At 72.3% G+C, this 21,709-nt stretch carries 19 protein-coding genes and 1 CRISPR repeat array; of the genes, 10 read left to right on the top strand and 9 right to left on the bottom strand.

Annotation, left to right across the window (positions count from 1 at the left end; genetic code table 11):
- The 5 genes from GA0070617_RS07905 to GA0070617_RS07925 are packed head-to-tail and all read left to right on the top strand — an operon-like array spanning position 1 to position 5,922.
- On the top strand, positions 1 to 1,254 hold the full coding sequence (locus tag GA0070617_RS07905; protein ID WP_091435362.1) for a diaminopimelate decarboxylase: 1,254 nt from the start codon (positions 1 to 3) through the stop codon (positions 1,252 to 1,254).
- Positions 1,251 to 2,081, top strand: coding sequence for a 2,3,4,5-tetrahydropyridine-2,6-dicarboxylate N-succinyltransferase (locus GA0070617_RS07910; RefSeq protein WP_091435363.1), 831 nt, complete (start codon positions 1,251 to 1,253; stop codon positions 2,079 to 2,081). Before GA0070617_RS07905 ends, GA0070617_RS07910 begins: the two co-directional genes overlap by 4 nt.
- A gap of 5 nt (positions 2,082 to 2,086) precedes the next feature.
- Entirely contained in the window at positions 2,087 to 3,379 is a 1,293-nt protein-coding gene (locus GA0070617_RS07915) for an aminotransferase class I/II-fold pyridoxal phosphate-dependent enzyme (RefSeq protein ID WP_175440466.1), read from the top strand.
- A gap of 22 nt (positions 3,380 to 3,401) precedes the next feature.
- A complete protein-coding gene (locus GA0070617_RS07920; RefSeq protein ID WP_091435365.1) occupies positions 3,402 to 4,763 on the top strand; it encodes a M20/M25/M40 family metallo-hydrolase in 1,362 nt (453 codons plus the stop codon).
- On the top strand, positions 4,753 to 5,922 hold the full coding sequence (locus GA0070617_RS07925; protein ID WP_091435366.1) for a GNAT family N-acetyltransferase: 1,170 nt from the start codon (positions 4,753 to 4,755) through the stop codon (positions 5,920 to 5,922). Before GA0070617_RS07920 ends, GA0070617_RS07925 begins: the two co-directional genes overlap by 11 nt.
- A gap of 39 nt (positions 5,923 to 5,961) precedes the next feature.
- Here GA0070617_RS07925 and GA0070617_RS07930 read toward each other — a convergent pair whose 3' ends face one another.
- The 3 genes from GA0070617_RS07930 to GA0070617_RS07940 all read right to left on the bottom strand — a co-directional run bounded on the left by GA0070617_RS07930 (position 5,962) and on the right by GA0070617_RS07940 (position 11,071).
- On the bottom strand, positions 5,962 to 6,891 hold the full coding sequence (locus tag GA0070617_RS07930; RefSeq protein WP_091435367.1) for a carbon-nitrogen hydrolase family protein: 930 nt from the start codon (positions 6,889 to 6,891) through the stop codon (positions 5,962 to 5,964).
- 73 nt (positions 6,892 to 6,964) lie between these two features.
- Positions 6,965 to 8,224, bottom strand: a complete 1,260-nt coding sequence (locus GA0070617_RS07935) for an MFS transporter (RefSeq protein ID WP_091435368.1) — start codon at positions 8,222 to 8,224, stop codon at positions 6,965 to 6,967.
- An 871-nt stretch (positions 8,225 to 9,095) separates the two neighbouring features.
- Positions 9,096 to 9,612: direct repeats of the CRISPR family, unit length 28 nt; unit sequence CTCTTCCCCGCCCACGCGGGGGTGATCC.
- 223 nt (positions 9,613 to 9,835) lie between these two features.
- The gene (locus GA0070617_RS07940) at positions 9,836 to 11,071 is read right to left on the bottom strand and encodes a helix-turn-helix domain-containing protein (protein WP_091435369.1); all 1,236 of its coding nucleotides are present in this window, start codon (positions 11,069 to 11,071) and stop codon (positions 9,836 to 9,838) included.
- A gap of 451 nt (positions 11,072 to 11,522) precedes the next feature.
- Here GA0070617_RS07940 and GA0070617_RS07950 point away from each other — a divergent pair, with 451 nt between their 5' ends.
- From GA0070617_RS07950 to GA0070617_RS07960, 3 genes are read left to right on the top strand one after another with little or no spacing between them, the layout of a single operon-like run.
- Positions 11,523 to 12,881 carry an NsdA family TPR-like regulatory protein gene (locus GA0070617_RS07950; RefSeq protein ID WP_091435370.1) on the top strand — a complete coding sequence of 453 codons (1,359 nt, stop codon included), beginning with the start codon at positions 11,523 to 11,525 and terminating at the stop codon, positions 12,879 to 12,881.
- Positions 12,882 to 12,922: 41 nt separating this feature from the next.
- The gene (locus GA0070617_RS07955; protein ID WP_091435371.1) at positions 12,923 to 13,432 is read left to right on the top strand and encodes an NUDIX domain-containing protein; all 510 of its coding nucleotides are present in this window, start codon (positions 12,923 to 12,925) and stop codon (positions 13,430 to 13,432) included.
- A 31-nt stretch (positions 13,433 to 13,463) separates the two neighbouring features.
- Positions 13,464 to 13,676, top strand: a complete 213-nt coding sequence (locus GA0070617_RS07960) for a hypothetical protein (protein WP_091435372.1) — start codon at positions 13,464 to 13,466, stop codon at positions 13,674 to 13,676.
- Between the two features lie 15 nt (positions 13,677 to 13,691).
- Here the strand turns inward: GA0070617_RS07960 and GA0070617_RS07965 are convergent, their stop codons facing one another.
- The 5 genes from GA0070617_RS07965 to GA0070617_RS07985 form a co-directional block, all read right to left on the bottom strand.
- Complete coding sequence (locus GA0070617_RS07965; RefSeq protein WP_091435373.1) at positions 13,692 to 14,654, bottom strand: phosphotransferase family protein; 963 nt, start codon at positions 14,652 to 14,654, stop codon at positions 13,692 to 13,694.
- A gap of 284 nt (positions 14,655 to 14,938) precedes the next feature.
- A complete protein-coding gene (locus GA0070617_RS07970) occupies positions 14,939 to 15,412 on the bottom strand; it encodes a DUF5956 family protein (protein ID WP_091435374.1) in 474 nt (157 codons plus the stop codon).
- Positions 15,413 to 15,724: 312 nt separating this feature from the next.
- Positions 15,725 to 16,960 (bottom strand): hypothetical protein, encoded by a 1,236-nt coding sequence (locus GA0070617_RS07975; RefSeq protein WP_091435375.1) that lies wholly within the window; start codon positions 16,958 to 16,960, stop codon positions 15,725 to 15,727.
- Positions 16,961 to 17,161: 201 nt separating this feature from the next.
- On the bottom strand, positions 17,162 to 17,680 hold the full coding sequence (locus tag GA0070617_RS07980) for a hypothetical protein (protein ID WP_091435376.1): 519 nt from the start codon (positions 17,678 to 17,680) through the stop codon (positions 17,162 to 17,164).
- Positions 17,681 to 17,796: 116 nt separating this feature from the next.
- Entirely contained in the window at positions 17,797 to 18,000 is a 204-nt protein-coding gene (locus tag GA0070617_RS07985) for a hypothetical protein (RefSeq protein WP_091435377.1), read from the bottom strand.
- A gap of 269 nt (positions 18,001 to 18,269) precedes the next feature.
- Between GA0070617_RS07985 and GA0070617_RS07990 the strand changes: the two genes are divergently transcribed.
- On the top strand, positions 18,270 to 18,932 hold the full coding sequence (locus tag GA0070617_RS07990; RefSeq protein WP_091435378.1) for a GNAT family N-acetyltransferase: 663 nt from the start codon (positions 18,270 to 18,272) through the stop codon (positions 18,930 to 18,932).
- 6 nt (positions 18,933 to 18,938) lie between these two features.
- Here the strand turns inward: GA0070617_RS07990 and GA0070617_RS07995 are convergent, their stop codons facing one another.
- The gene (locus tag GA0070617_RS07995) at positions 18,939 to 20,390 is read right to left on the bottom strand and encodes a glycoside hydrolase family 3 protein (protein WP_229688170.1); all 1,452 of its coding nucleotides are present in this window, start codon (positions 20,388 to 20,390) and stop codon (positions 18,939 to 18,941) included.
- Positions 20,391 to 20,511: 121 nt separating this feature from the next.
- On the opposite strand from GA0070617_RS07995, the gene GA0070617_RS08000 reads away from it, so the two are divergent.
- Entirely contained in the window at positions 20,512 to 21,687 is a 1,176-nt protein-coding gene (locus GA0070617_RS08000; protein ID WP_091435380.1) for an ROK family transcriptional regulator, read from the top strand.
- Positions 21,688 to 21,709 lie beyond the last annotated feature (22 nt).

Here is a 21,709-nt window from a genome sequence, read left to right on the forward strand (position 1 = left end):
ATGCCGATCTCGCAGGAGTTCGCCGCCCGGCTGCTGCCGGTGCTGCCGGCGGTGGTCGAGACCTACCCGACCCCCTTCCACATCTACGACGAGCGGGGCATCGTCGACACCCACCGGGAGCTGGTGGCGGCCTTCGACGGTGCGCCGTACCGGCAGTACTTCGCGGTCAAGGCGCTGCCCAACCCGACCGTGCTGCGCACCCTGCTCGCCGAGGGCAGTGGTCTGGACTGCGCCTCCCCGGTCGAGCTGGAGCTGGCCGAACGGCTCGGGGCCCGCGCCGACGACGTGGTCTTCACCTCCAACAACACCACGGTCGCCGAGTACGAGTCGGCGCTCAAGGCCGGCGCGTTGATCACCTTCGACGACCGGTCCCTGCTGGACAAGGTGGACCGGCTGCCGGAGCTGGTCGCCTTCCGGGTCGCGCCGCACGGCACCGCCGCCGGCTCGGCCCTGATGGGCAGCGCCACCCACTCCAAGTTCGGGGTGCCGCTGGCCGAGCTGGCCGACGCCTACCGGGCCGCCCACCGCCGGGGGGTACGCCGGTTCGGCATCCACGGGATGATCTGCGCCAACGAGCTCAACCTGGAGCGGGCGGTCCGGGCCGCCGTCGAGGTGGTCGAGCTGGGTGCGCGGATCGCCGCCGAGACCGGCATCGAACTGGAGTACGTCAACATCGGCGGCGGCCTCGGCATCCCGTACCGGCCGACCGAGCGGCCGATCGACATCCGGGCGTACGCCTCGGCGATCCTGGCCGCCCGGCGGCGGGCCTTCACCACCCACCGGCCCCGGATCGTCACCGAGATCGGGCGGTACCTGACCGGGCCGCACGGCGTACTGGTCAGCCAGGTGGTCAACCGGTGCCGCAAGGGGCAGGACATCGTCGGGCTGGACGCCTCGATGTCGGCGCTGATGCGGCCCGGCTACTACGGCGCGTACCACCACATCAGCCTGCCGTACGCCGCCGGCCGACCCGAGACGCTCGTCGACGTGGTGGGCTCGCTCTGCGAGAACAACGACAAGTTCGGCGTCGACCGGCTGCTGCCCGCCCCGGCCGAGGGGGACATCGCGCTGATCCACGACACCGGCGCGCACGGGCACGCGATGGGGTTCACCTACAACGGACGGCTGCGGCCGGCCGAACTGCTGCTGACGGCGGCCGGCGAGGTGGTCGAGATCCGTCGGGCGGAGACCTTCGACGACTACCTCGCCACGGCGCGCTGGACACCCACGAAGATCATGGAGAGCACCAGGTGACTGACGAACAGAGCCGGACGTACGTCGAGCAGGCCTTCGCCCGGCGGGACCGGCTCACCCCGGACGAGGTGGCCGAACTGCGGCCGTACGTCGAGGCGGGGCTGGCCGGGCTGGACCGGGGGGAGCTGCGCGCGGCCCGGCCGGAGGGCGACACGTGGATCGTCGACGCCTATACCAAGCAGGTGATCCTGCTGTCCTTCCTGACCCATCCCAACCTCATGGCGCAGTCCGGCCCGGGTCGGCCGAGGACGTACGACAAGGTGCCGTTGAAGTTCGAGACCTGGACGGCCGACGACTTCGAGAAGTCCCGGCTGCGGGTGGTCCCGGGCGCGGTCGTCCGGTACGGCAGCCACATCGCCCCCGGCGCGGTGCTGATGCCGTCCTTCGTCAACGTCGGCGCGTACGTCGGTGCGGGCACGATGGTGGACACCTGGGCCACCATCGGCTCCTGCGCCCAGATCGGCCAGCGCTGCCACATCTCCGGCGGCGCGGGCATCGGCGGCGTGCTGGAACCCCTCGGTGAGCAGCCGGTCGTCATCGAGGACGACGTCTTCGTCGGCGCCCGCTGCGAGATCGCCGAGGGGGTCCGGGTACGCGCCGGCGCGATCCTCGGGATGGGTGTCTACCTGGGCCGTTCCACCCCGATCGTGGACCGGGCCAGCGGTGCGGTGAGCTACGGCGAGGTGCCGCCGAACGCCGTCGTGGTGCCCGGCAGCCGGGCCGTCGCCCAGCAGCCGGGGCTGTCGTTGGCCGCCGCCGTCATCGTCAAGTACGCCGACGAGCGGACCCGGGGCAAGACCGCCCTGAACGACCTGGTGCGGGACTGATCCGGGTGACGCGGAGCCCGTTCGCCCGACTGCGGGACCTCCTGCGCGACGTGCCCGCCCCGGCGGGGTGGGACCCGATCCCGCTGCACCTGGGGGAGGCCCGGCTGGTCGAACCGCCGCTGGACGTCGCCGCGTTGGACGCCGTGGACGGCTGGACCCGCTATCCGGAGCTGGGTGGTTCGGCGGAGCTGCGGACGGCGTACCTCGGTTGGTTGGCGCGGCGGTTCGGCGGGTCCTTCGGTGAACCGGCGGACGCGGGGCTGATGACGGACGCGGAGCTGGCGGCGGACGCCGGGTTGGCGGTGGAGCCGACGCCGGGGAGCAAGCAGGCGCTGGCGGTGGTGATCGCCCAGGCCGTCCGGCGGGCCCGGGCACGCGGGGTGACCGACCCGGTGGTGGTGCTACCGAACCCCGGCTACCCGACCTACCTGGCCGGCACCGAGGCCGCCGGCGCCCGACCGCTCTGCTACCCCGGCACGGTGGACGACGGGCCGGCGGACGACGGGTCGGGGCTGGCCGATCCGGTGGACGCGCTGGCCGCGGCGGTCGCCGCCGGGGCGGGACGGGTGGCGGCGGTGGTGGTCTGCCATCCCGGCAACCCGGACGGCGAGACGTTGACCGCCGGGCAGCTCGCCCGCGCCGCCGAGGTGGCCCGGCGGGCCGACGCGGTGCTGGTGGTCGACGAGTGCTACGTCGACCTGTGGCTCGGCACCGCACCGGCCGGGTTCCTCTCCGACCCGGCGGCGCTCGCCGACCCGGGGCTGTCCTTCGTGGTGCTGCACACCCTCGCCAAACGCTCCGGAGCGCCCGGCCTGCGCAGCGGCTTCGTCGTGGGCGACCGGCACACCGTGGCGGCCTACGCCGAGTACAACCGCACCTGCGGGGTGTCGCTGCCCCGCCCGGTCTGTGCCGTCTCCGCCGCGCTCTGGTCCGACGACACCCACGTCGCCCGGGCCCGCGCCGCCCTGGCCCGCAACTGGGACACCGCCGACGAGCTGCTCAAGGACCTGCCCGGCTACCGGCGACCGGGTGCCGGCTTCTTCCTCTGGCTGCCGGTACCCGACGACCCCGGGACCACCCGCCGGCTCTGGCGGGACCAGGCGCTGACCGTCATGCCCGGCCGCTACCTCGCCGTCGACACCGCCGCCGGGAGCAATCCGGCTGCCGCCGGGAAAGACCCGGGCGTCGACACCGCCGCCGGGAGCAATCCGGGCGCCGGTCACCTGCGGGTGGCGCTCGTGCACGACGAGGCCCGGACCGAGGTGGCGTTGACCCGGCTACGGGCGGGCCTGACGTGACCCGCATCGAGGAGGACGACCGATGACCGTCGGTGAACAGGTGCCCGAGGCCGTCGACACCGGTGTCGATCCGGTGGCCATCGCCCAACGGCTGGTCCGCTTCGACACCACCAACCCGCCCGGCGCGGAGGCCGCCTGCGTCACCTGGATCCGTGACCTGCTCGCCGGGGCCGGCCTGGAGACCCGGCTGGTCGGCGTCGACCCGCAGCGGCCGAACCTGGTGGCGCGGCTGCCCGGCCGGGGCCTGGAGCCACCGCTGCTGCTGCACGCCCACGTCGACGTGGTGCCGGTGACCGGCCAGCCGTGGACCCGGCCGCCCTTCGCCGGTGAGATCGTCGACGGTGAACTCTGGGGCCGGGGCGCGGTCGACATGAAGGGCCAACTGGCGATGATGCTGTCCGCGCTGCTGCGGATGCGGGCGCACGGTCAGTCACCGCCGGGTGACATCATTCTCGCCGTGGTGTCCGACGAGGAGACCGGCAGCGACGTCGGCGCGCGGCTGCTGGTCCGGGAGTACGCCCACCTCTTCGCCGGGGTGCGGTACGCCGTCGGCGAGGACGGCGGCGCGGAGCTGGGGCTCGGCGGCCACGCCCGACTGCACCCGGTGGTGGTCGCCGAGAAGCGGACCTGCTGGGTGCGGGTGACCTTCCGGGGGCCGGGCGGGCACGCCTCCCGGGTCGCCGCCACGGGCTCGGCCGTCGGGCAGCTCACCCGGTTCCTGGCGGCGGTCTCCAGCGGCGGGCTCGACGTCGAGCTGACCCCGGTGACGCACCGGATGCTCGACGAGCTGGCCCGCGCCCTGCCCGCGGCCATGGGCGACCGGATCGCCGCCTTCCACGCCGCCCCGACCGACCCGGGCACCCTGGACGGGCTGCCCGAGGAGACCGCCCGCTACCTGCGGTCGGTGGTACGGCACACGGTCGCCGTCACCGGGGTCGAGGGCGGCACCGGCCCCAACGTGCACCCCGCCGAGCTGACCGTCACCGTCGACGGGCGGGTGCTGCCCGGGGCGTACCCCACTCAGTCCTTCATGGACCAGCTGCGGGCCCGGACCGGCCCCGACGCGCGGCTGGACCTCTTCGTCGAGGGCGAGATCTCGCCCGCGCCCCGGCTGGACGGCTGCTACGACCGGCTGGTGGCCGCGCTGCGGGCGCACGACCCGGCCGGGGTGCCGCTGCCGGTGCTGACCACGGCCTCCACCGACGCCCGGCTCTTCAGCCAGCTCGGCATCGCCTGCTACGGATGGCTGCCGCTGCCGGCCGGGGCCGGCTACCGCGACCGCCTGCACCAGGCCGACGAACGGATCTCACTCGCCGCCCTGGATTTCGGGGCCGACTGCTACCACAGCTTCCTGTCCGGACGGAGCCACCCGCATGCCCGCTGACCCGTACCCCCGGCTGACCGAGGTGTCGACGATCGCCGACCTCCCACCGCAGGAGTGGGCGGCGCTCTCGGCCGGGGCCTCGCTCTACCAGACCCACGGCTGGCTGCACTGGGCCGAGGAGTACTTCGACCTGCCCACCCGCTACGTGCTGGCGTACGACGCCGACGGCACGCTGGTCGGCGCGGTGGTGACCAACCTGATGACCGAGGTGCCGACCCGCTTCACCACCTGGTACGACCCGGTCAACATGTTCCTCGCCCCGCACGTCGACCCGGCCGGCGCGGCCGAACGCTGGTTCCCGGTACTGCTGGTGGGCGGCTGCAGCGGCTACCACGGCGAACTGCTGCTCGACGCCCGGCTCGACGCCGACGCGCAGGCCGAGGTACGCCGGGCGATCCTGGACCGCTGCCGGGAACTGGCCGCCAGGTGGGGGGCCCGCAGCACGGTCTTCATGTACCTGCCGAAGGAGGCCGCCGAGGAGGTCTGCCGGAGTTGGGGCGGCACCGCACCCGTCGTGGCCACCTCGGCGGAGGCGGTGATCCCGCTCGACGGCGGGGAGACCGACTTCGCCGACTACCTGGCCCGCTTCCCCAGCGCCCGCCGCAGCAAGCTGCGCAAGGAGGTCGACGGCTTCACCGCCGCCGGATCGCGCATCGGCCAGCACCTGCTCGCCGACGTGCTCACCGAGGTGGCCCCGCTGCTCGGCGCGCACCAGCGCAAGTTCGGCGCGACGATCACCGACGAGGAGACCGGGCAGTACTTCGCCCTCCAGGACAAGTACCTCGGTGCCGGCAGCGTGGTCTTCACCGACGAACGCGACGGCCGGATCAACGGCTTCACCCTCTGCTACGCCCACGGCGACACCCTCTACTCCCGGGCCGCCGGCTTCGGCCCGGACGCGGCCCCCTTCGCCTACTTCAACCTCGCCGTCTACGCCCCGATCCGGCACGCCCTGGCCACCGGCCGACGGGCGGTGGCCCTCGGCGCCGGCAGCTACCAGGGCAAGGTGCTACGCGGCGCCCAGGTGCACGGCCTCTGGTCCACGGTGCTGCCCCCGCACCCCCTGGAACCGTCCTGGCACGACGCCCTCACCCGCCCCTTCCCCCAAGCCGTAGAAGCCGGCATCTGTAAGGAAGGGCCCCCTGTTAACGCTTTCTGATGTAGAAGGGCCCCTTCCAAACCGCCCACGACCGCCGGCTCAGTCGACGGTGATCAGCTCGCGGGGGCGGCCGTGCTGGGCGTCCAGCGAGGGGTCGGCCAGCGGCAGGTCACCCGCGCGGGCGCGGGCGACAGCCGCCGGGTCCAGCGGTACGACGGCCAGCCCCGGATCGTCGAGCCCGGCGTCGGCCAGCAGGCCCCCGTCCGGGCCCCAACCACCGCTGCCCCCGCAACCGTCGTACGGGCCGCTGCGGGCACAGTGGTTGGCCACCACCACGTACCCGGCGTTGTCGAAGGCGCGGGCCGGCCCGAGCACCGCCCGCTTGCGCACCCCGGCACCCCGGTCGAACATCGCCGAGACCAGGTACGCCTGGCAGCCGTCCAGCGCGGCGGCCAGCGCGTGCCCGGGGAAGCTGGCGTCCCAGCAGATGCCGAGCCCGAGTCGCCAGCCGTCGAGGGCCAGCGTGCACCCCGCCGCCCCGGGGGTGAAGCCGGCCGCCCGTTCCGCCGCGTCCAGGTGCTGCTTGTCGTACCGGCCCAGCCGGGCACCGTCGCGGCCCAGCACGACCACCGAGATGTGCAGGGTTCCCCGCTCGGGGTCGCGAACCGGCGCGCCGACCACGACAGCGGTACGCGCCCGCGCGCAGGCGGCGGCGAGCACGTCGAGCCGGGGGTCGTCCGGACCCAACGGGTACCGCCGCGGCTCCCCGACGATCGCCGGCAGGTCGTACCCGGTCAGGAACAGTTCCGGCAGGACGAGCAGCGCAGCCCCGGCGTCCCCCGCCCGAGCCACCAGCCGCGCGGCGGTGGCCACGTTCGCCGGTACGTCCAGCGGGGCCAGGCCGGCCTGCCCGGCGGCCACCCGGACCGGAGCCACCGGCACCGCGCGCAGGCTTGCCGGGTCGGTCTGCGCCACCAGGGTCGTCGGGGTGGAATGGGCGTCGATCCGGGCCGCCGCAGGGGTACTCACACCCGGACGTTACCCAGGATGCTCCGAGGAGACCCCCGGCTTCAGCCGGTCGGGGCGATCGCCACCGGCCGTCTCAGGTGGTGGCCGGGGCCTTCACCACGGTCGGGGCGACGGCGGTGAAGCGGTTCTGCACGCCGTACCAGAGGGCGCCGAAGGCGATCACCCCGAGCACGGCGCAGACCGCCCAGGCGGCCCGCCCGAAGAACTGGAACAGGGTGGTACCGATCAGCGGACCGAAGGCGTACCCGGCGGACTGCACCGCCGAGAGCGCCCCGATGTACCGGCCGCGTAGCTGCACCGGTGCGGCCATCGCCGGGTACGCGTTCAGCGAGGGCGCGTTGACGATCTCCCCGAAGGTCCAGATGAGCGCGCCCACGACGAAGACCCAGATGCCCCCGGCGAACCCGAACACGGCCAGGCCCAGCCCGATGCAGAGCGAGCCGACGGCGATGGCGGTGCGGATCGGCAGCCGCTGCACGGTCCGGGTGAGCGGCAGTTCCAGGGCGATGATGATGGCCCCGTTGAGGGCGATGATGGTGCCGTAGAGCGACACCGGGTGCCCCTGCTCGCCCAGGTGCAACGGCAGGATGACCTGGTACTGGATCTCGGCCAGAGCGGTGGCGAACATCGCCACCAGCACCGCGAGGTACCGACGGTCGTGCAGCATCCCCCGCCCGCCGGCTTCCGGTGCGGCGTCCGAGGTGGCCGGTAGCGCCGGGTCGCCGGCGTGCGCGGCGGCCCGGACGTCGGGCAGCAGGAAGATCGTCACCAGGCCGAAGGTGAGCGCGGTGCCCGCGTTCACCAGAAACACCGCAGTGTACGAGTGGGTCGCCAGCCAGGCCCCGATCAGCGGCCCCAGGGTCGCGCCCACGTTGAGCCCGAGCCGGCTGGCGGCGGTGGTGGTGACGAGCCGGTGCAGCGGGGTCAGCTCGGCCAGCATCGCGGCGGCGGCCGGCCGGTACGCGGCGGTCAGCACCCCGGCGGCCAGACTGGTCACCATCAGCCAGGTGTAGCGCGTCTCGAAGGCGATGGCGGCCACGGCCACACTGGACAGCAGCGTGGAGCCGATGATCACCTGCCGGGGGCCGATCCGGTCGGAGAGCAGGCCGCCGGCGAAGACCCCCCCGATGGAGCCCACCCCGTAGAGGGTGAGCACCACGCCCGCCGCGGCGGGGCTGAAACCGAGGCTGGTCAGGTACAGGATCAGGAAGATGGCGAGGAACGCGCCCATCCGGTTGACCGCGATCCCGACGAGCAGCACGACCACCGGGCGGGGGAGCGTACGCAGGGTCCGCAGGGTCCCGGGCGAGCCTGCGGGGTCCGATTCGGCCATGGCGCGCGTCCTTCCGTCCACGGTGCGCCGCCCGATCCGTGAGACCGGCCCCACCGTCACCGAGCGTATCGACCAGCGTGCATTGTAGGGTTTTCCGAGGTCTCCCGGAGCCCGTCGGATCGCCGCCACCGGGCGCGGCGTCCACGCCTGTGCCGGCACCCCTGCTCCGACCTGCTGCCTTCGCGCCGGCGGCCTGCGCAACGGTCGGATGTGTGACAACAGGGGTGAGTCCTGAATCACACCCGCCGCGCATTCCGCCAGCTCACGGCCTGTTTCAGAAGTGTTTCGAGTTTGCTGGAGCGGACCACCTCTGGGGGCCTCAGGGCAGTCGTACTCGTCGCGTTCTCTGCGGGTCCTGCGCCATGCCTCCGGCGTGACGGGCACGTCGGCGCGCCTCACCTCCCGAAGACGCCCATCGCGTTGACGATCCCCATCCGTCAGGACTGCCTCCACCCCGCCATCGGGGGCAACTTCCTTGTTGTAGTGGTCTCGGGGGTGCTCGTGGGGACTGTTTCCCGGTTGTTGTGGGGCATCCGTGACGGCAGATTCCCCTGGCTGCTACTTGGCGTCACACCCGTGACGTGTCGGATCCGGAAGCTGCGCTCGTTCCCGGCCGGCCGCGCGGCAGTACGAGGTGAGCCGGCGCAGTCGTCCCTGCGGCCCGCTCCTTCCCAAGGACGAGGGACCGATTGAGGATCGTCAGGGCGAAGCGTGTGTGCCGTCGGCTACTCGTCCCCAGTAATGTGGTGAGTTCGCGGCCGGCCTTCCGGTCTTCTGCAGCCTGTCACCACGGTTGACCTAGGAGGCGATCTTGGGCAGCAAAGTGAATGAAAACGAGGAACTTGATCTTTAGCGCCCCAGGTCAGGAAGCCTCTTCCCCGCCCACGCGGGGGTGATCCCGGCTTGACGGTCGGATGCGCCACCCCGTCGACCTCTTCCCCGCCCACGCGGGGGTGATCCCGGCTTGACGGTCGGATGCGCCACCCCGTCGACCTCTTCCCCGCCCACGCGGGGGTGATCCCTGCCCGCTCCACCCTGGCCAGAACGGCCGGGTCTCTTCCCCGCCCACGCGGGGGTGATCCGGTGGCGTCGGTGGGCACCCAGCCTGCGGCTTGCTCTTCCCCGCCCACGCGGGGGTGATCCGTTCAACTCGGCCTCGGGTCTGGTGGCGAACCACTCTTCCCCGCCCACGCGGGGGTGATCCGGCCTCGGACTGGATCCGATGGCGCTCATCCTCCTCTTCCCCGCCCACGCGGGGGTGATCCCTCCACCTGGTCGAAGCCGACCGACGTCTCCGGCTCTTCCCCGCCCACGCGGGGGTGATCCCGGTCAGCGAGGCGCGGAGTCGCCGGACCCAGTCTCTTCCCCGCCCACGCGGGGGTGATCCGGCGATTACGCGCGGGTCCTTGCTGGCACTGGCCTCTTCCCCGCCCGCGCTACCTCTTCCCCGCCCCACGCGGGGGTGATCCCGGACATAGGGGGGATACCCCGCCCCCGGGCCGCTCTTCCCCGCCCACGCGGGGGTGATCCCCCGGTGGACGTCAGCTACCGGCTCTCGCCCGCCTCTTCCCCGCCCACGCGGGGATGATCCCGCCTCTGCAGGGCCGGTCGTTATGGGGTCAGGCCGATCAGCATCGCCAGGCGGGTCACGCCGGCCACCGCCGGGCCGTCCCGGGCGATCCGGGCCAGCAGGGTACGGCCCACCGGTCGGCACCGGACCTCGGTCGGCGCGGTCCGGTCCGCCTCGACCAGCATCCGCCCTGCTCCGGCGAGGTCACCCAGATCCAGGTACGCCCGTGCCATATCGAGCAGGTACGCGGCCCGGTGCTCGGGCGGCAGCCGCTGCCAGTGAGGCTCCCTGGTTACCTGCTCGTGGCCGCGTACCGCCTCGGCGGGCTCGCCCAGCTCGACGGCCGCCGCCACTCGGGCCAGCGCCACCACGGTCGGTCCGAACGCGAGCTGATGGTGGTCGTCGCCGTCGCCGAGGCGTACCGCGATCTCGGTGGCTTGCCCGACCAGCTCCGCGACGCCGCGCGGGTCACTGCGACCGGCGGCGGCGAGGGCGGCCTGGAGCAGCAGCGACCCACCGACCGCCAGGGCTTCCGGCGGTCCCTGGCCGGGCACGGCCGGCGCGATCCGGTGCGCTGCGGCGAGCGTCGTCGCCACCGCCAGCCGACCCCGCCCCGCCGCCCGCAGCACCTCACCGAGCGACACCACCGCCGTGGCCGCCAGCACCGGATCGTCGCCCGCCATCGCCACCGCCCGGTTGGCGGCCAGCCAGGCACCCTCCACGTCACCGAGCTTGACCAACGATGACGCGGCAATCCGGTACGCCTGCACCCGCAACGCCGAACGCCGCGCCGGATCGTCGGCGGGCAGCCGCCGGGTGACGTCCAGCAGGCGCGGCAGCAGCCGCAACACCTGCGGGTAGCCGGCATGTTGGTACGTCAGCCAGGCGTGCCTCACCTGCCGCCCCACCTCTGCCACCGGAGGTGCGGGCCGGTCGACTCCGTCCGGAGCGAAGACCGCGTACCGGGTGAGAGCCGCCCGCGCGTCGTCCACGTCGGCGACCAGCGGGACGGCGGCCGACCGCGCCGGGGTGTCCCCGCCGAGCAGCACCGCCGAGTCGATGCGGAGCACCCCGGCGACCTCGTGGATCACCGACATCCGGTCCAGCGCCCGGACACCCCGCTCGACCTTGTCGACCCAACTCTTCGATTTCCCGAGCCGGTCCGCGAACACCTGCTGCGACATCCGCCGCCGTACCCGCCATCGCGCCACCCGCCGCCCGATCGGCAACTCGCCCTGCGGGTTCCCATCCGACGAAAATCGCTCGTGTCCGGTCATGGTTGCCTACCCGCAATACGTTCATAGTGGTCACGCTGTCGCAGTCCCCGTTGCCGCTCATCGCAGGGATGCGGCCGACCGCAGGTGCACAGGTCCAAACCCGTCGTACGGTGATTGGTGAGGATCGAGTCGGCGTCCTCGATCTGTTGGCGGGCGTATGCGTACATCTCTTCCCGGTTGCTGATCGCACCCATGATCATGTAGTTCCGCACTCGCGGCCTGACCACATCGGCACTCCCTCTGGACTGGATATTCAACGGCCGCCTACGTGCTCGTGGGCTCCTGCTGTCAGCGAAGCCGGCGGTTGATCGCCCGACCAGATGGCGTGCCTTGCGCACCGATGCTTCGATCCGCCTCGGGTTGCGTGGCATTGCGCGGGGTCCATCCGGAACCGAAGCAGCCCGTACGCTGATCACCGTTGGTAGTCACCCGACTTCTGGGGGTGCGGGGTATGGCGCGGCCGGTCACGAACTCGGGTCTTGAGGCACTACTGCGCGAAGCCGATTACCAGAACGCTCACGCCACCTTCGCCCGTCAGGTCAACCACGCAGGTCGCGCCTACGGCTCATGGCGGTACGACGCCGCCAGCGTCTACTGGTGGTTGCGGGGGAGACGCCCCGCCAAGGACGTGCAAGCTGTCATGGTCGAGGTACTGGCTCGCAGAATCGGCCGTCCGGTGGACCGTGATCAGTTGGGTTTCACCGAAGCCGGCCCCTGCGCTGACGCCGCCTATCCGGCATCTGTCACACAGGCGATCGAAGCGGCTCAGCGGCTCTGGGCGATGCTCGCCAAGCAGCCGGGCGGCCGCGCCGGGAAGGCTTTCCAGGCCGGTGCCGCGTTGCAGTCCGCTCTTTCGTGGCGTTACGACACTCCTGACCGGACAGTGAATCGCAGCGGTCGGGATGCCGTCACCAGGGCCGACGTGCAAGCCCTGTACGTGCTGGCAGACCGCTTCACCGACCTGGACCGACGCCACGGCGGCGGTTCCCGGAGTGCTCGGCCGCTCCTGGCCGACCTCCTCGTCCGGCAGGTCACCCCGATGCTGCACGGCACGTACTGTGACGCCGTCGGCCGTGATCTCATGCGCGCTGCCGCCGTGCTCGCCGGTCAGTTGGCCTTCATGTCCTACGACGCAGGCGACCAGGGCTTTGCTCAACACCAGATCACCCTCGCCCTTCGGCTGGCCAAGGCAGCCGACGACCGGTTGTTCGGTGCTCACCTTTTGGCCAACCTGGCGACTCAGGCCATCTATCTCGGGCACGCTGACGACGCCGTACGGATGGCCCAGGCGGCGATCGACGGGGCTGGTCGCGCACCCGCCGCAGTGAAAGTCCGGCTCTACGCCACCGTCGCCAGCGCCTACGGTCGGTCCGGCGAGAAGCGCTCCTGTCGGGCGGCACTCGCCAAAGCCGAACGGGCCGTCGATCAGGCGCCAGCCGAGGATGTTCCGTCATGGGCCGGGTACTTCAGCCCGGCCCACCTCGCCGGGGCCACCGTCAGATGTCTCAGTGACCTGGGTCTGCACCGGGAGGCGCTCCGCGATGCCCCCGGTGCGCTGGCCCTCGCCACCGCCAACATCCGAACGCGAGTGCTGCACACCGCCCTCGTCGCCACCACGCACGCCCACGCCGGGGACCTTGATACTGCCTGCGAATGGGGCAACAGGCTGGTCGATCTCGCACCGAGCGTCCACTCGGTCCGGGTGACCAGCCGCATTCGTGAACTCGCCAGCAAACTCGCTGATCACCAGAACAACAATCGGGTTCACGAGCTTCTTCAGAATCTCCCCACGCAGTCCCCGAGCGCGTAACGGCATCCGCCAGATCAGGACGTGTCCGCTACCGTCACCACGTGACCTGGACGGACCCCGCCATCTGGTACGCCAACCTGCCGGCCTTCCATGCCGCCGCAGCCGCCTGGATCACCGACCCCGCCGACAAGCTGCTACTCGTCAAGCCCACCTACCGCGATCACTGGGCCTTCCCGGGGGGATACGTCGAAGAGGGTGAGTATCCGCACCGTGCCTGCGCTCGTGAGATCCACGAGGAGCTAGGTCTGGTCATCGCCGTGGGTGCCCTGCTCATCGTGGACTGGGCGTCTCCTGCCGGTGACCGGCCACGTGCTCTCGTCAGCTTTACCTTCGATTGCGGAGTGATAAAGGATCTGGACGGCGTCAACCTACCCGGCCAAGAGCTGTCGGACGCCGGCTTCTTCACGCCACAGGCTGCCGAGGAACGCCTTCCTCGGAGTGTCGCTCCGCGAGTGCGCGCGGGCATCCAGGCAAGAGATCGCCTTTCCCCGGTGTACCTCGCTGACGGCATTCCTGACGGAGCAGAGGGCTCCTCCGGTGGGGCGGCCTGAGGCTCCTCCCCGCGCACACCGGGGTGATCCGGTGCTGGTGTTCCACCCCGCCGTAGACCCGGTGATCCGGTTGATCGTCAAGTTGTTCAGGATCATGTTGCTGATCATCAGTTCCCCCGGTGCGCTGGCCATCGCTATCGCCAACATTCGAACGGGCGTACTACACACCGCCCTCATCGCCACCACGCACGCCCACGCCATCTTTCGCAAGACGGGAACACGACGTCCCGCCAGGAGAGATTGACCGGCCCGACTCGGCTCAGCCCAGCGTGTCCATCAGGGCGGTGACATATTCATCTAGCCGCTCCTTCACGGCTCGCGTCGTCAGGTCTGTCCTGCCTGCTTCCCGCCATGGCTGCGCCACCACCTGCACTTCTTCTGAGCACGCCAGCGCGTCCCGCACCTGCCAGTACAACCGCTCGCTCGCGGCGGCGGCCAGCACCCCGCCGGCCTCCTCATACGCCTGAGCGAACCGCGGACCCCACGCTGGGCCGTGCAGCAGCGCGAGATTGGTGCAGCAGTGCGCCACATCGAGATCCGCCGGGCCCCAGGAGGCCGCTGCCCAGTCGACGACGCCGGTGAGCTGGGCACCTGCCGGCCTGGTGGGCGGCAGGTCGAACAGCACGTTGCCGGGTTGAAAGTCGCGGTGCAGGAAACGCCCTTCACAGGGCGGTGCGGGCCTGCGGATCACGTCGATCGCCGCGGCCCATGCCGCCACGTCGGCGCCGTCCGGAGTCACGACGGTGTCGGCGGTCGTCAACGTCACGTACTTTTGGGGCCGCTGGGCGGGTTGCAACGCGTGGATCGCCACGAGTTGACGGGCCAGCAGGGGAACGCGTGTCTCCAGTCCCTCGTTCTCGAGGACCGTCCGGCCGGGTAGATGTGTCATCAGCAGCGATGGATGTTCACAGTGGGTGGCGGTCGGATCAACCGCGAGTAGTCCAGGAGCCGGCACGCCGGTCCCCGCGAGCAGGGACAGGGCGTCGGCCTCCCGGTTCAGCCAGTCCTCGGCGTGTCCCACGTAGGACGGGTCGGCGAAGCTCCGTAGCACCAGGTCACGGGTGCTTCGGTCGCGCGTGCCGATGGTCAGCCTCCGCATTTCGGCAGTTATGCCGCCATGCAGCACCGTGGTCCTGACGATCCGTTCGCCGACCTCCAGGTGCCGGCTCACCCACGCCAGTGTCAACGGTCGGACAGCCGCCGCCTCGTCGTGGTTGGTCACCTTGCCACCTCATCATCCGGAGGGCGGCAGACGCGACGCCCGTCAAGCCGCCCCACTCCATCCTCACCAGCAGTACGTCCGGCGGAGGGAAACCCACAGACACCGCCGAGACCGAGAACCGGACGGTAAATCCGGACACTCTCACCCGGCGCCGTCCGGACCCCGTGGGTGTCGCTGGCCGGTACCTTGATCATCCACTGCCTTGAACCGGACGTGACAACGGCCCGAGCGTCCGGCCAAGAGTCAGACTCTTGCTTCCACTTGCTCCGAAACAGGAGGGGCAGCTACCGGCCAACGTCCGCGTACATCCCGGACACAATTTGGGTGATTCGGGACGCGACGTCGGCCGGATTGATTGCCGACGGGGGTAGGGCCTCGTTGACCTCGGCCCACAACCGGGCCTCGCTGTACCCGGTCGGGAGGCGCAGGAACCACCGGTACCCAGGAGGGCGGGCCGGGGCCCCGCAGGCTTGCAGGTACTCGTTGATGGTGGCGTCGACATCGGCCTGCTCATCCGCCGTGCGCGGCCGCACCTGCCGTTCGTCGCCGGCCGGGCCGTTCGTCGTGGTGACCGTGGAGTGCGATTCCACACGGTCTGGGACGCGGGCCATCCTGGCAGTGCCGGCGGTCCAGCCGACCAGCGCGCCCCAGGTGCTCTCGGGCAGCTCGAACCATTCGTGGCCGTCTGTGGGAGCCAGCGACGCAGGTAGCAGCGGCACGTCGTGCCAGCCTCCGGCGCTGGTCTCCGAGTCGGCCATGGTTGCCACCTCTGGTGAGGGCTGGGGCCCGACGAACCCCGGCCCTCATTGTGACCGCATCGACTACCGTTACCAGGCGTTACGTGAATACCCAGTTGCCATTGTCGGTGGGGCAGTTGAAGGACTGTGAGCGAACTTCTGCTGCGATGTAGGTCGGGTATCCGCTGCGGGTGAACGTGGTGTTGCCGGCTGCGGGTAGGTCGGTCCGGTGATTCACGGCATCACCGGAAGGAACCGTCGCGGGCAAGGTCGCCTTGCCCCCGACGAGGCGGGGCGGGGCCGCTCTTACCTGTGTACCCGGGCAGGCCCCGGTCAGCAGCGGTTGATCGTCGAGTTGTTCAGGGTGATGTTGCTGATGGTCAGGTTGGTGGTGCAGGGGCTCTCCCGGATCCGGCTGTTGACCAGGGTGAAGTTGCGCAGGACGATGTCCCGGTTGCCGGGGAACTCGGTTCGCGCCGCGAGCCGGACCTCGCCGCCGCCGCTGATCGTGCCGCCGTTCGCGGCGATGTTCACCCCGTAGCAGTTCTCGATCAGGATGGCGTTGTTGCCGGTGTTGGCGATGTCGACCCGGTCGATGCTGGCGCCACCGGACTCGGAGACGCAGAAGATGCCCCGGCCGCCGCCGCGTGCCTTGACCGTGCCGACCCGGATGTTTGTCGGGTAGTTGGAGCCGATCCGGCCGTTGCGGTTGGCCATCCGGAAGGCGGCGTACCCGGTGCCGGTGCCGGCGTTCTCCGCGTCGACGGTGTTGACCGTGGCGTTGATCGTCTGGTTCAGCAGCAGGCCGGACTCGCCGACGTTGCGGGCGGTCACCGTGCCGACGGTCAGCCCGTCGACGCCGTACGTCTCGACGGCGTGCGAGCTGGCGCCGGAGACGTACACGTTGTCGATCCGGATGTTGCGGGACCACTGGCTGGTGTCGCCCCGGTTGTCGATGCGGACGCCGAGGCCGCCGGAGAGCCGCATGTCGATCTGGCCGAGGACGACGTCGGTGACGTTGCGCAGGAAGATCCCGTACAGCGGCGCGCCGGTGACGGCGAGGTTCTGCACCTCGACCTGGGTGGTGCCGCGGGAGTAGATCGGCGCTTGGTCGCCGGAGCCGGAGCCGGTGACGTTGATGGTGCCGCAGACGTCGATCGTGGTGTAGCTGGGCAGTGAGATCCGGGAGTTGGCGCTGATCGTGCCGGAGCCCCGGACGACTACCCGCTGCTTGCTGGTCCGGCCGGCGCTGAGGCTGCCGATCGCGGCCTGCACGGCGGCCCGCATGTCGCCGCCGGTGTAGACGGTGCTGCTGCCGTTGCGGGCGGTCCAGGTGCCGCCGTTGAGCACGGCCTCGGCGTTGAACGAGCCGCTGCCGCAGGCGTTGGCGACGGGGTTGGTGTTGGGGTCGACAGTCGCGGCCGCGGCGGTGCGGTTGGGGTTGACCGTCGCGGCCGTGGCGGGGGTCGGTGCGACGAGGGTGCCGACCCCGACGAGGGTCAGCGCGGTCGCGACCGCCAGGGTGAGTCGTCGGCGGTGGGCGGGTCTGCTGCGGGTCGAGAGCGCCATGGATGCTCCTCCGGGTGCTTCGCGGCAGGGTGGGAGCGCTGGCGGTGGTGGTGGCAAGCGCATTCCCCGGACGCCCGAAATGTATCGAAGCTCATCGAAGTAATCAAACGTTTCCCGCGTACGGCGACCGCCCGCCGCGCCGGGGTGCGGCACGACGGGCGGTCGGGGCTGACGGGTTGACGCGGGGTGACGCGGGTGGGGTCAGGCCGGGGTGGGGAAGCCGTACCGGCTGGCGTGCTCCGGGTCGGTCGGGTCGACCTGCCGCAGACCGGCGTCGGCGAGGCGCTTGTTGACCTCGTCGAGCTGGTCGCGGACGATCCGGGCCTCCTCCTCGGTGACCCGGCCCCGGTGCGGCTTGCCGGCGTGCTCGACGGTGCCGTAGTCGATCTTCTCGGCGCCCTTGCGGGCCCGGGGCGGCTTGACCCGCTCGGCGGTACGCAGCAACTGGGCCATCGGCGTGTCGGTAGCCATCGCGTCGAACTCACTGGCGGTGAGCACCACCCGACGCGGCTCGTCGCCGCCGTGCCGGTCGTGGACCTCGACCACCGCGACGTCCAGCGCGGCGTCGTCGATGCTCTCGATCTCGGCCGGGGTGGCGTCCAGCTGCACAGGGCCGGCGACCAGGTCAGGGTGCTCCAGGACGACGACGCGGACCACCTCGTCGTCGGCTTGCAGGACCGTGCCAGTGAAGTCGGAGACGTGGATCGTCTTCTTGCCCATGCGCGGAGCTTCTCCTGTCGTACACCGTTTCTCGGACCAGGAGAAGTTACCCGACAGGTGTGCGAAGACCGTGGGGTGCGCCGCCCGGGAGTGTCGCCGGTTCCACTTCGGCCGGATCAGCTGGCCCGGGGCAGGCCGCCCGGGGCGGACCTGCCGGCCGGCAGCTTGTTCAGCTCGTGCCAGGAGAGCGCGGCGTTCGGGCCACGCGAGGTGCGGACGCGATGGTACGGCGGCTGCGCCGGGAGCCGCCCGGTCGACTCCGGCTCCCGCCAGAGGTGCCCGGTGTCCTGCTGGTACCGCTCGTTCGGCTGATTCGGCATGCCCTTTACCGTCCCAGAGAAAGTTGTCCATGTATGAAAATGAATATGACGCTCGGTCGATGTTTCTGGTTCCCCGAAGTCGCCTTTGTCACCAACCCGCAACGTCGACGAAGCACGGTACGGCTGCACCGTTGGTGCGCGCCGGCAATCGCCTGGACCTGCCCGATCGGCCGACCTCCCCCGCCGTCACGCCGATCCGGGGGATGATCCGGGGCACGGGTCCAGTACGCCGGCCGGCGGGCCGACATGTTTCGGTGAGGTGACTGCGGGTGTTCGATCGGCGGTTGTTCCTGCACCTGGTGACCTGGCTGGGGCAGTGGCCGGCCGGTCCCGGACGGCACGTGGTCGGCTCGCCCCGGCGGGCCCGACCGGCCTGGGACGGCCGGGCCCGGCCGGCGCTCGCCGTCGCCGCCGAGGGCGTCACGGTGCTTTCCGTGCCGCCGGACCGGGTAGTCGCGGTCCGGGCGCTGGTCGGGGTGCCGGCGCGGCGGTTCCTGCCGGGGTTGCCCGAGGCGGTCGGCTACCCGGCCTGGACGGTCCACGACGGTGCCTTCCGGTGGACCCGGTCCCCGGCGCGGCTGCCCGACGCCGGCCGGTGGACCCCGCCGACGGCTCCCGGGCTGCCCCACTGGCTGCGGCTGTTCGACCGGGACGTGCTGGTGGTGCGGGATGTCGACGGCCGGTACCTGGCCGGGGTGGGCATCAAACGGCACGACGCGTACGGGCACGAGCTGGCGGTGGGCACGGTGCCCGACGCCCGGGGCCGGGGGCTGGCCCGACGGCTGGTCGCCCAGGCCGCCCGGCGGGTGCTCGACGAGGGAGCGGTGCCTACCTACCTGCACGACGTCGGCAACCTGGCCTCGGCGCGGGTGGCCGAGGCGGCGGGTTTCCCGGACCGGGGCTGGCGGGCCTACGGCGTGTACCCGGACTGAGCCGGATCAGCGCCCCCGGTCGGTGGCCAGGCCGAGCACCTCCGCCGCCGCCCGAGCGTTGGCGTGGCTGGCCCCGTACGTGGTGACGAACGCCCGGACGCCGCTCGGCCGCCAACCGCCCGGCCAGCCCAGCTCGACAACCGTCACCGGTCCGGTGGCGGCCAACGCCTCGACCAGCGCCGACCCGCCGGGAACCCGGTGCAGGTGCCGGCCGACCAGCACGATCGGCCGGTCCCCGGCGAGCTGCCGCAGCGCGGCCGGGTCGGCGTCGGCGGCGACCACCCGGACCTGCTCGGCGTCGGCCAGGTGCGGCCCCAGCCCCCAGGGGACCCGTCCCTCGGCGACGGTCGAGGCGGCGTGCACCTGCACCACCAGCGGGTCCGCCAGCCCGGCGACGGTCCCCTCCACCCGCACCGCGCGGCGTGCCGCGGCGTACCCCAGATCGGGCTCGGGTGCTGCGGCGGTGGCCGGGACGGGCGCGGCGAGGGCGGCGGTGCGGGCGGCGGCCTGCTCGACGCGGGCCCGGTCCAACCGACCGTCGGTGAGCGCGTCGACGACCTCCCCGACCACCCGTTCGACGAGCGCGGCGTCGACCCGCGCGCCGAGGCAGAGCAGGTCCGCCCCGGCGGCCAGCGCCCGGACGGCGCCCGGCCCGATCCCACCGGCGGCCAGCGCCGCGCCCCGCATCTCCAGCGCGTCGGTGACCAGCGTGCCGGTGAAGCCGTACTCGCCGCGCAGCAGGTCGACCAGGGCCGCCCGGCTGAAGGTGGCCGGGTCGTCGCCGGTGAGCCGGGGCACCCGGATGTGCGCGGTCATCACGGCCCGGCTGCCGGCCGCCACCACCGCGGCGAACGGCGGCAGGTCGCGCTCGCGCAGCACCGCCGGCGAGACGTCCACGGTGGGCAGTTCGTGGTGCGAGTCGACGACTGTCGCGCCGTGGCCGGGGAAGTGCTTGGCGCAGGCGGCCACCCCGGCGGCCTGCAGCCCGAGCACCGCCGCGGCCGAGTGCGCGGCCACCCGGGCCGGATCGGCCCCGAACGACCGGGTACCGATCACCGGGTTGTCGTCGGCGGTGTTGACGTCGACAGTCGGGGCCAGGTTCACGCCGATGCCGAGCCGGGCCAGCTCGGACCCGATCGCCTCGTGCACCCGGCGGGTGAGCGTCGGGTCGTCGACCACGCCGAGGGCGGCGTTGCCCGGGTACGGGCTGCCGGTGGCGTGCGCCAGCCGGGTGACGTCCCCACCCTCCTCGTCGATCGCGACCAGGACGTCGGCGCGGGCGGCCCGCAGCGCGGCGGTGCTCGCCGCGACCTGCTCCGGGGTGTGCACGTTGCGGCCGAACAGGACGTGCCCGGCCAGCCCGTCGGCGACCAGCCCGACCGCCCAGTCCGGCGGTACCGGCCCGGGGTACGCGGCGAGCAGCGTGCCGAGCACCAACCGGCGCAACCCTGGATCCACCCGTACCCCCTCCCCGGTCCACCTGGCGGCCCGGCCGGTCACCGGGCGGCCGTTACGCTTTGGGCACCGCCCGCCCGGCGGCGCGCGGTCATCGGATTTTACGAAAACCAGAGGACACAGCATGAGTACGACCCGGCTGCCCGGTACGCCCCGCCTGCTGCGGGCACTCAACGACCGCGCGGCGCTGGAGTTGCTACTCGAACGCGGCCCTCTCACCCGGGCCCGGATCGGTGAGCTGACCGGGCTGTCCAAGGTGACCGCCTCGCAGCTGGTCGAGCGGCTGGAGGAGCGGGGGCTGGTCGCCCGGGTCGGCGAGCAGGCCGGTGGACGCGGGCCGAACGCCCAGCTCTACGCCGTCCGCCCGGGCAGCGCGTACGTGGTCGGGGTGGACGTCGGCCCGGACCGGGTGGTGGCCGCCTGCGCCGACATCACCGGCGCGGTGGTCGGCCATGTCGAGCAGTCCACCCGGGACACCGACGACCCGGTGGGCGTGGTGCACAACGCGGTGGTCCAGGCGGTCGCCAGCGCCGGGGCGGAACTGGCCGGCGTCCGGCGGATCGTGCTGGGCACCCCCGGCCTGGTCGACCCCGGCACCGGCGACATCACCTTCGCCTTCAACCTGCCGCGCTGGCACCGGGGCCTGCTCGCCGCGCTCCGGGACGACCTGCACACCCCGGTGGTCTTCGAGAACGACGTCAACCTCGCGGCGGTCGCCGAGGCGCAGTCCGGTGCGGCGCGCGGGGTCGGCGACTTCGCCCTGATCTGGGCCGGCGCCGGTGTCGGCCTGGCGATCATGCTCGGTGGCCGGCTGCACCACGGCAGCAACGGCGCGGCCGGCGAGATCGGGTACCTTCCGGTGCCCGGGGTGCCGATCCCCCGGGACGTGTCCCGCCGGGCCAAGCCGGCGTTCCAGCAGCTCGCCGCCGCCGACGCGGTCCGGGAGGTGGCCCGCGAACACGGCCTCGACGCGCCCAGCGCCGCCGACGCGGTACGCGCCGCCACCACGGCCGGTGCGGCCGGGGAGGCGTTCCTCGACGAGTTGGCCCGCCGGCTGGCCCTCGGCGTGGCGAGCACCTGCGTGGTGCTCGACCCGCCGTTGGTGGTCCTGGCCGGTGAGATCGGCCAGGCCGGCGGGGCGGCGCTGGCCGACCGGGTGCAGCACGAGGTGGCCGCGATCACGCTGGTCACGCCCCGGGTGGTGGCCACCGGGCTGACCGAGGAGCCGATCCTGCAGGGTGCGCTGCGGACCGCGTTGGACGCGGTCCGCGACGAGGTGTTCGGCTCCACGGTCGGCTGACCCGCCGCCCGGCTCAGGTCCC

The sequence above is a fragment of the Micromonospora yangpuensis genome, from assembly GCF_900091615.1.
Taxonomy (GTDB): domain Bacteria; phylum Actinomycetota; class Actinomycetes; order Mycobacteriales; family Micromonosporaceae; genus Micromonospora; species Micromonospora yangpuensis.

Coding starts and splice junctions, on each gene's coding strand:
- GA0070617_RS08000 (WP_091435380.1), top strand. CDS start 20,512: ATGAGTACGACCCGGCTGCCCGGTACGCCCCGCCTGCTGCGGGCACTC.
- GA0070617_RS07950 (WP_091435370.1), top strand. CDS start 11,523: ATGGCGCGGCCGGTCACGAACTCGGGTCTTGAGGCACTACTGCGCGAA.
- GA0070617_RS07925 (WP_091435366.1), top strand. CDS start 4,753: ATGCCCGCTGACCCGTACCCCCGGCTGACCGAGGTGTCGACGATCGCC.
- GA0070617_RS07935 (WP_091435368.1), bottom strand. CDS start 8,224: ATGGCCGAATCGGACCCCGCAGGCTCGCCCGGGACCCTGCGGACCCTG.
- GA0070617_RS07985 (WP_091435377.1), bottom strand. CDS start 18,000: ATGCCGAATCAGCCGAACGAGCGGTACCAGCAGGACACCGGGCACCTC.
- GA0070617_RS07980 (WP_091435376.1), bottom strand. CDS start 17,680: ATGGGCAAGAAGACGATCCACGTCTCCGACTTCACTGGCACGGTCCTG.
- GA0070617_RS07905 (WP_091435362.1), top strand. CDS start 1: ATGCCGATCTCGCAGGAGTTCGCCGCCCGGCTGCTGCCGGTGCTGCCG.
- GA0070617_RS07970 (WP_091435374.1), bottom strand. CDS start 15,412: ATGGCCGACTCGGAGACCAGCGCCGGAGGCTGGCACGACGTGCCGCTG.
- GA0070617_RS07920 (WP_091435365.1), top strand. CDS start 3,402: ATGACCGTCGGTGAACAGGTGCCCGAGGCCGTCGACACCGGTGTCGAT.
- GA0070617_RS07975 (WP_091435375.1), bottom strand. CDS start 16,960: ATGGCGCTCTCGACCCGCAGCAGACCCGCCCACCGCCGACGACTCACC.
- GA0070617_RS07940 (WP_091435369.1), bottom strand. CDS start 11,071: ATGACCGGACACGAGCGATTTTCGTCGGATGGGAACCCGCAGGGCGAG.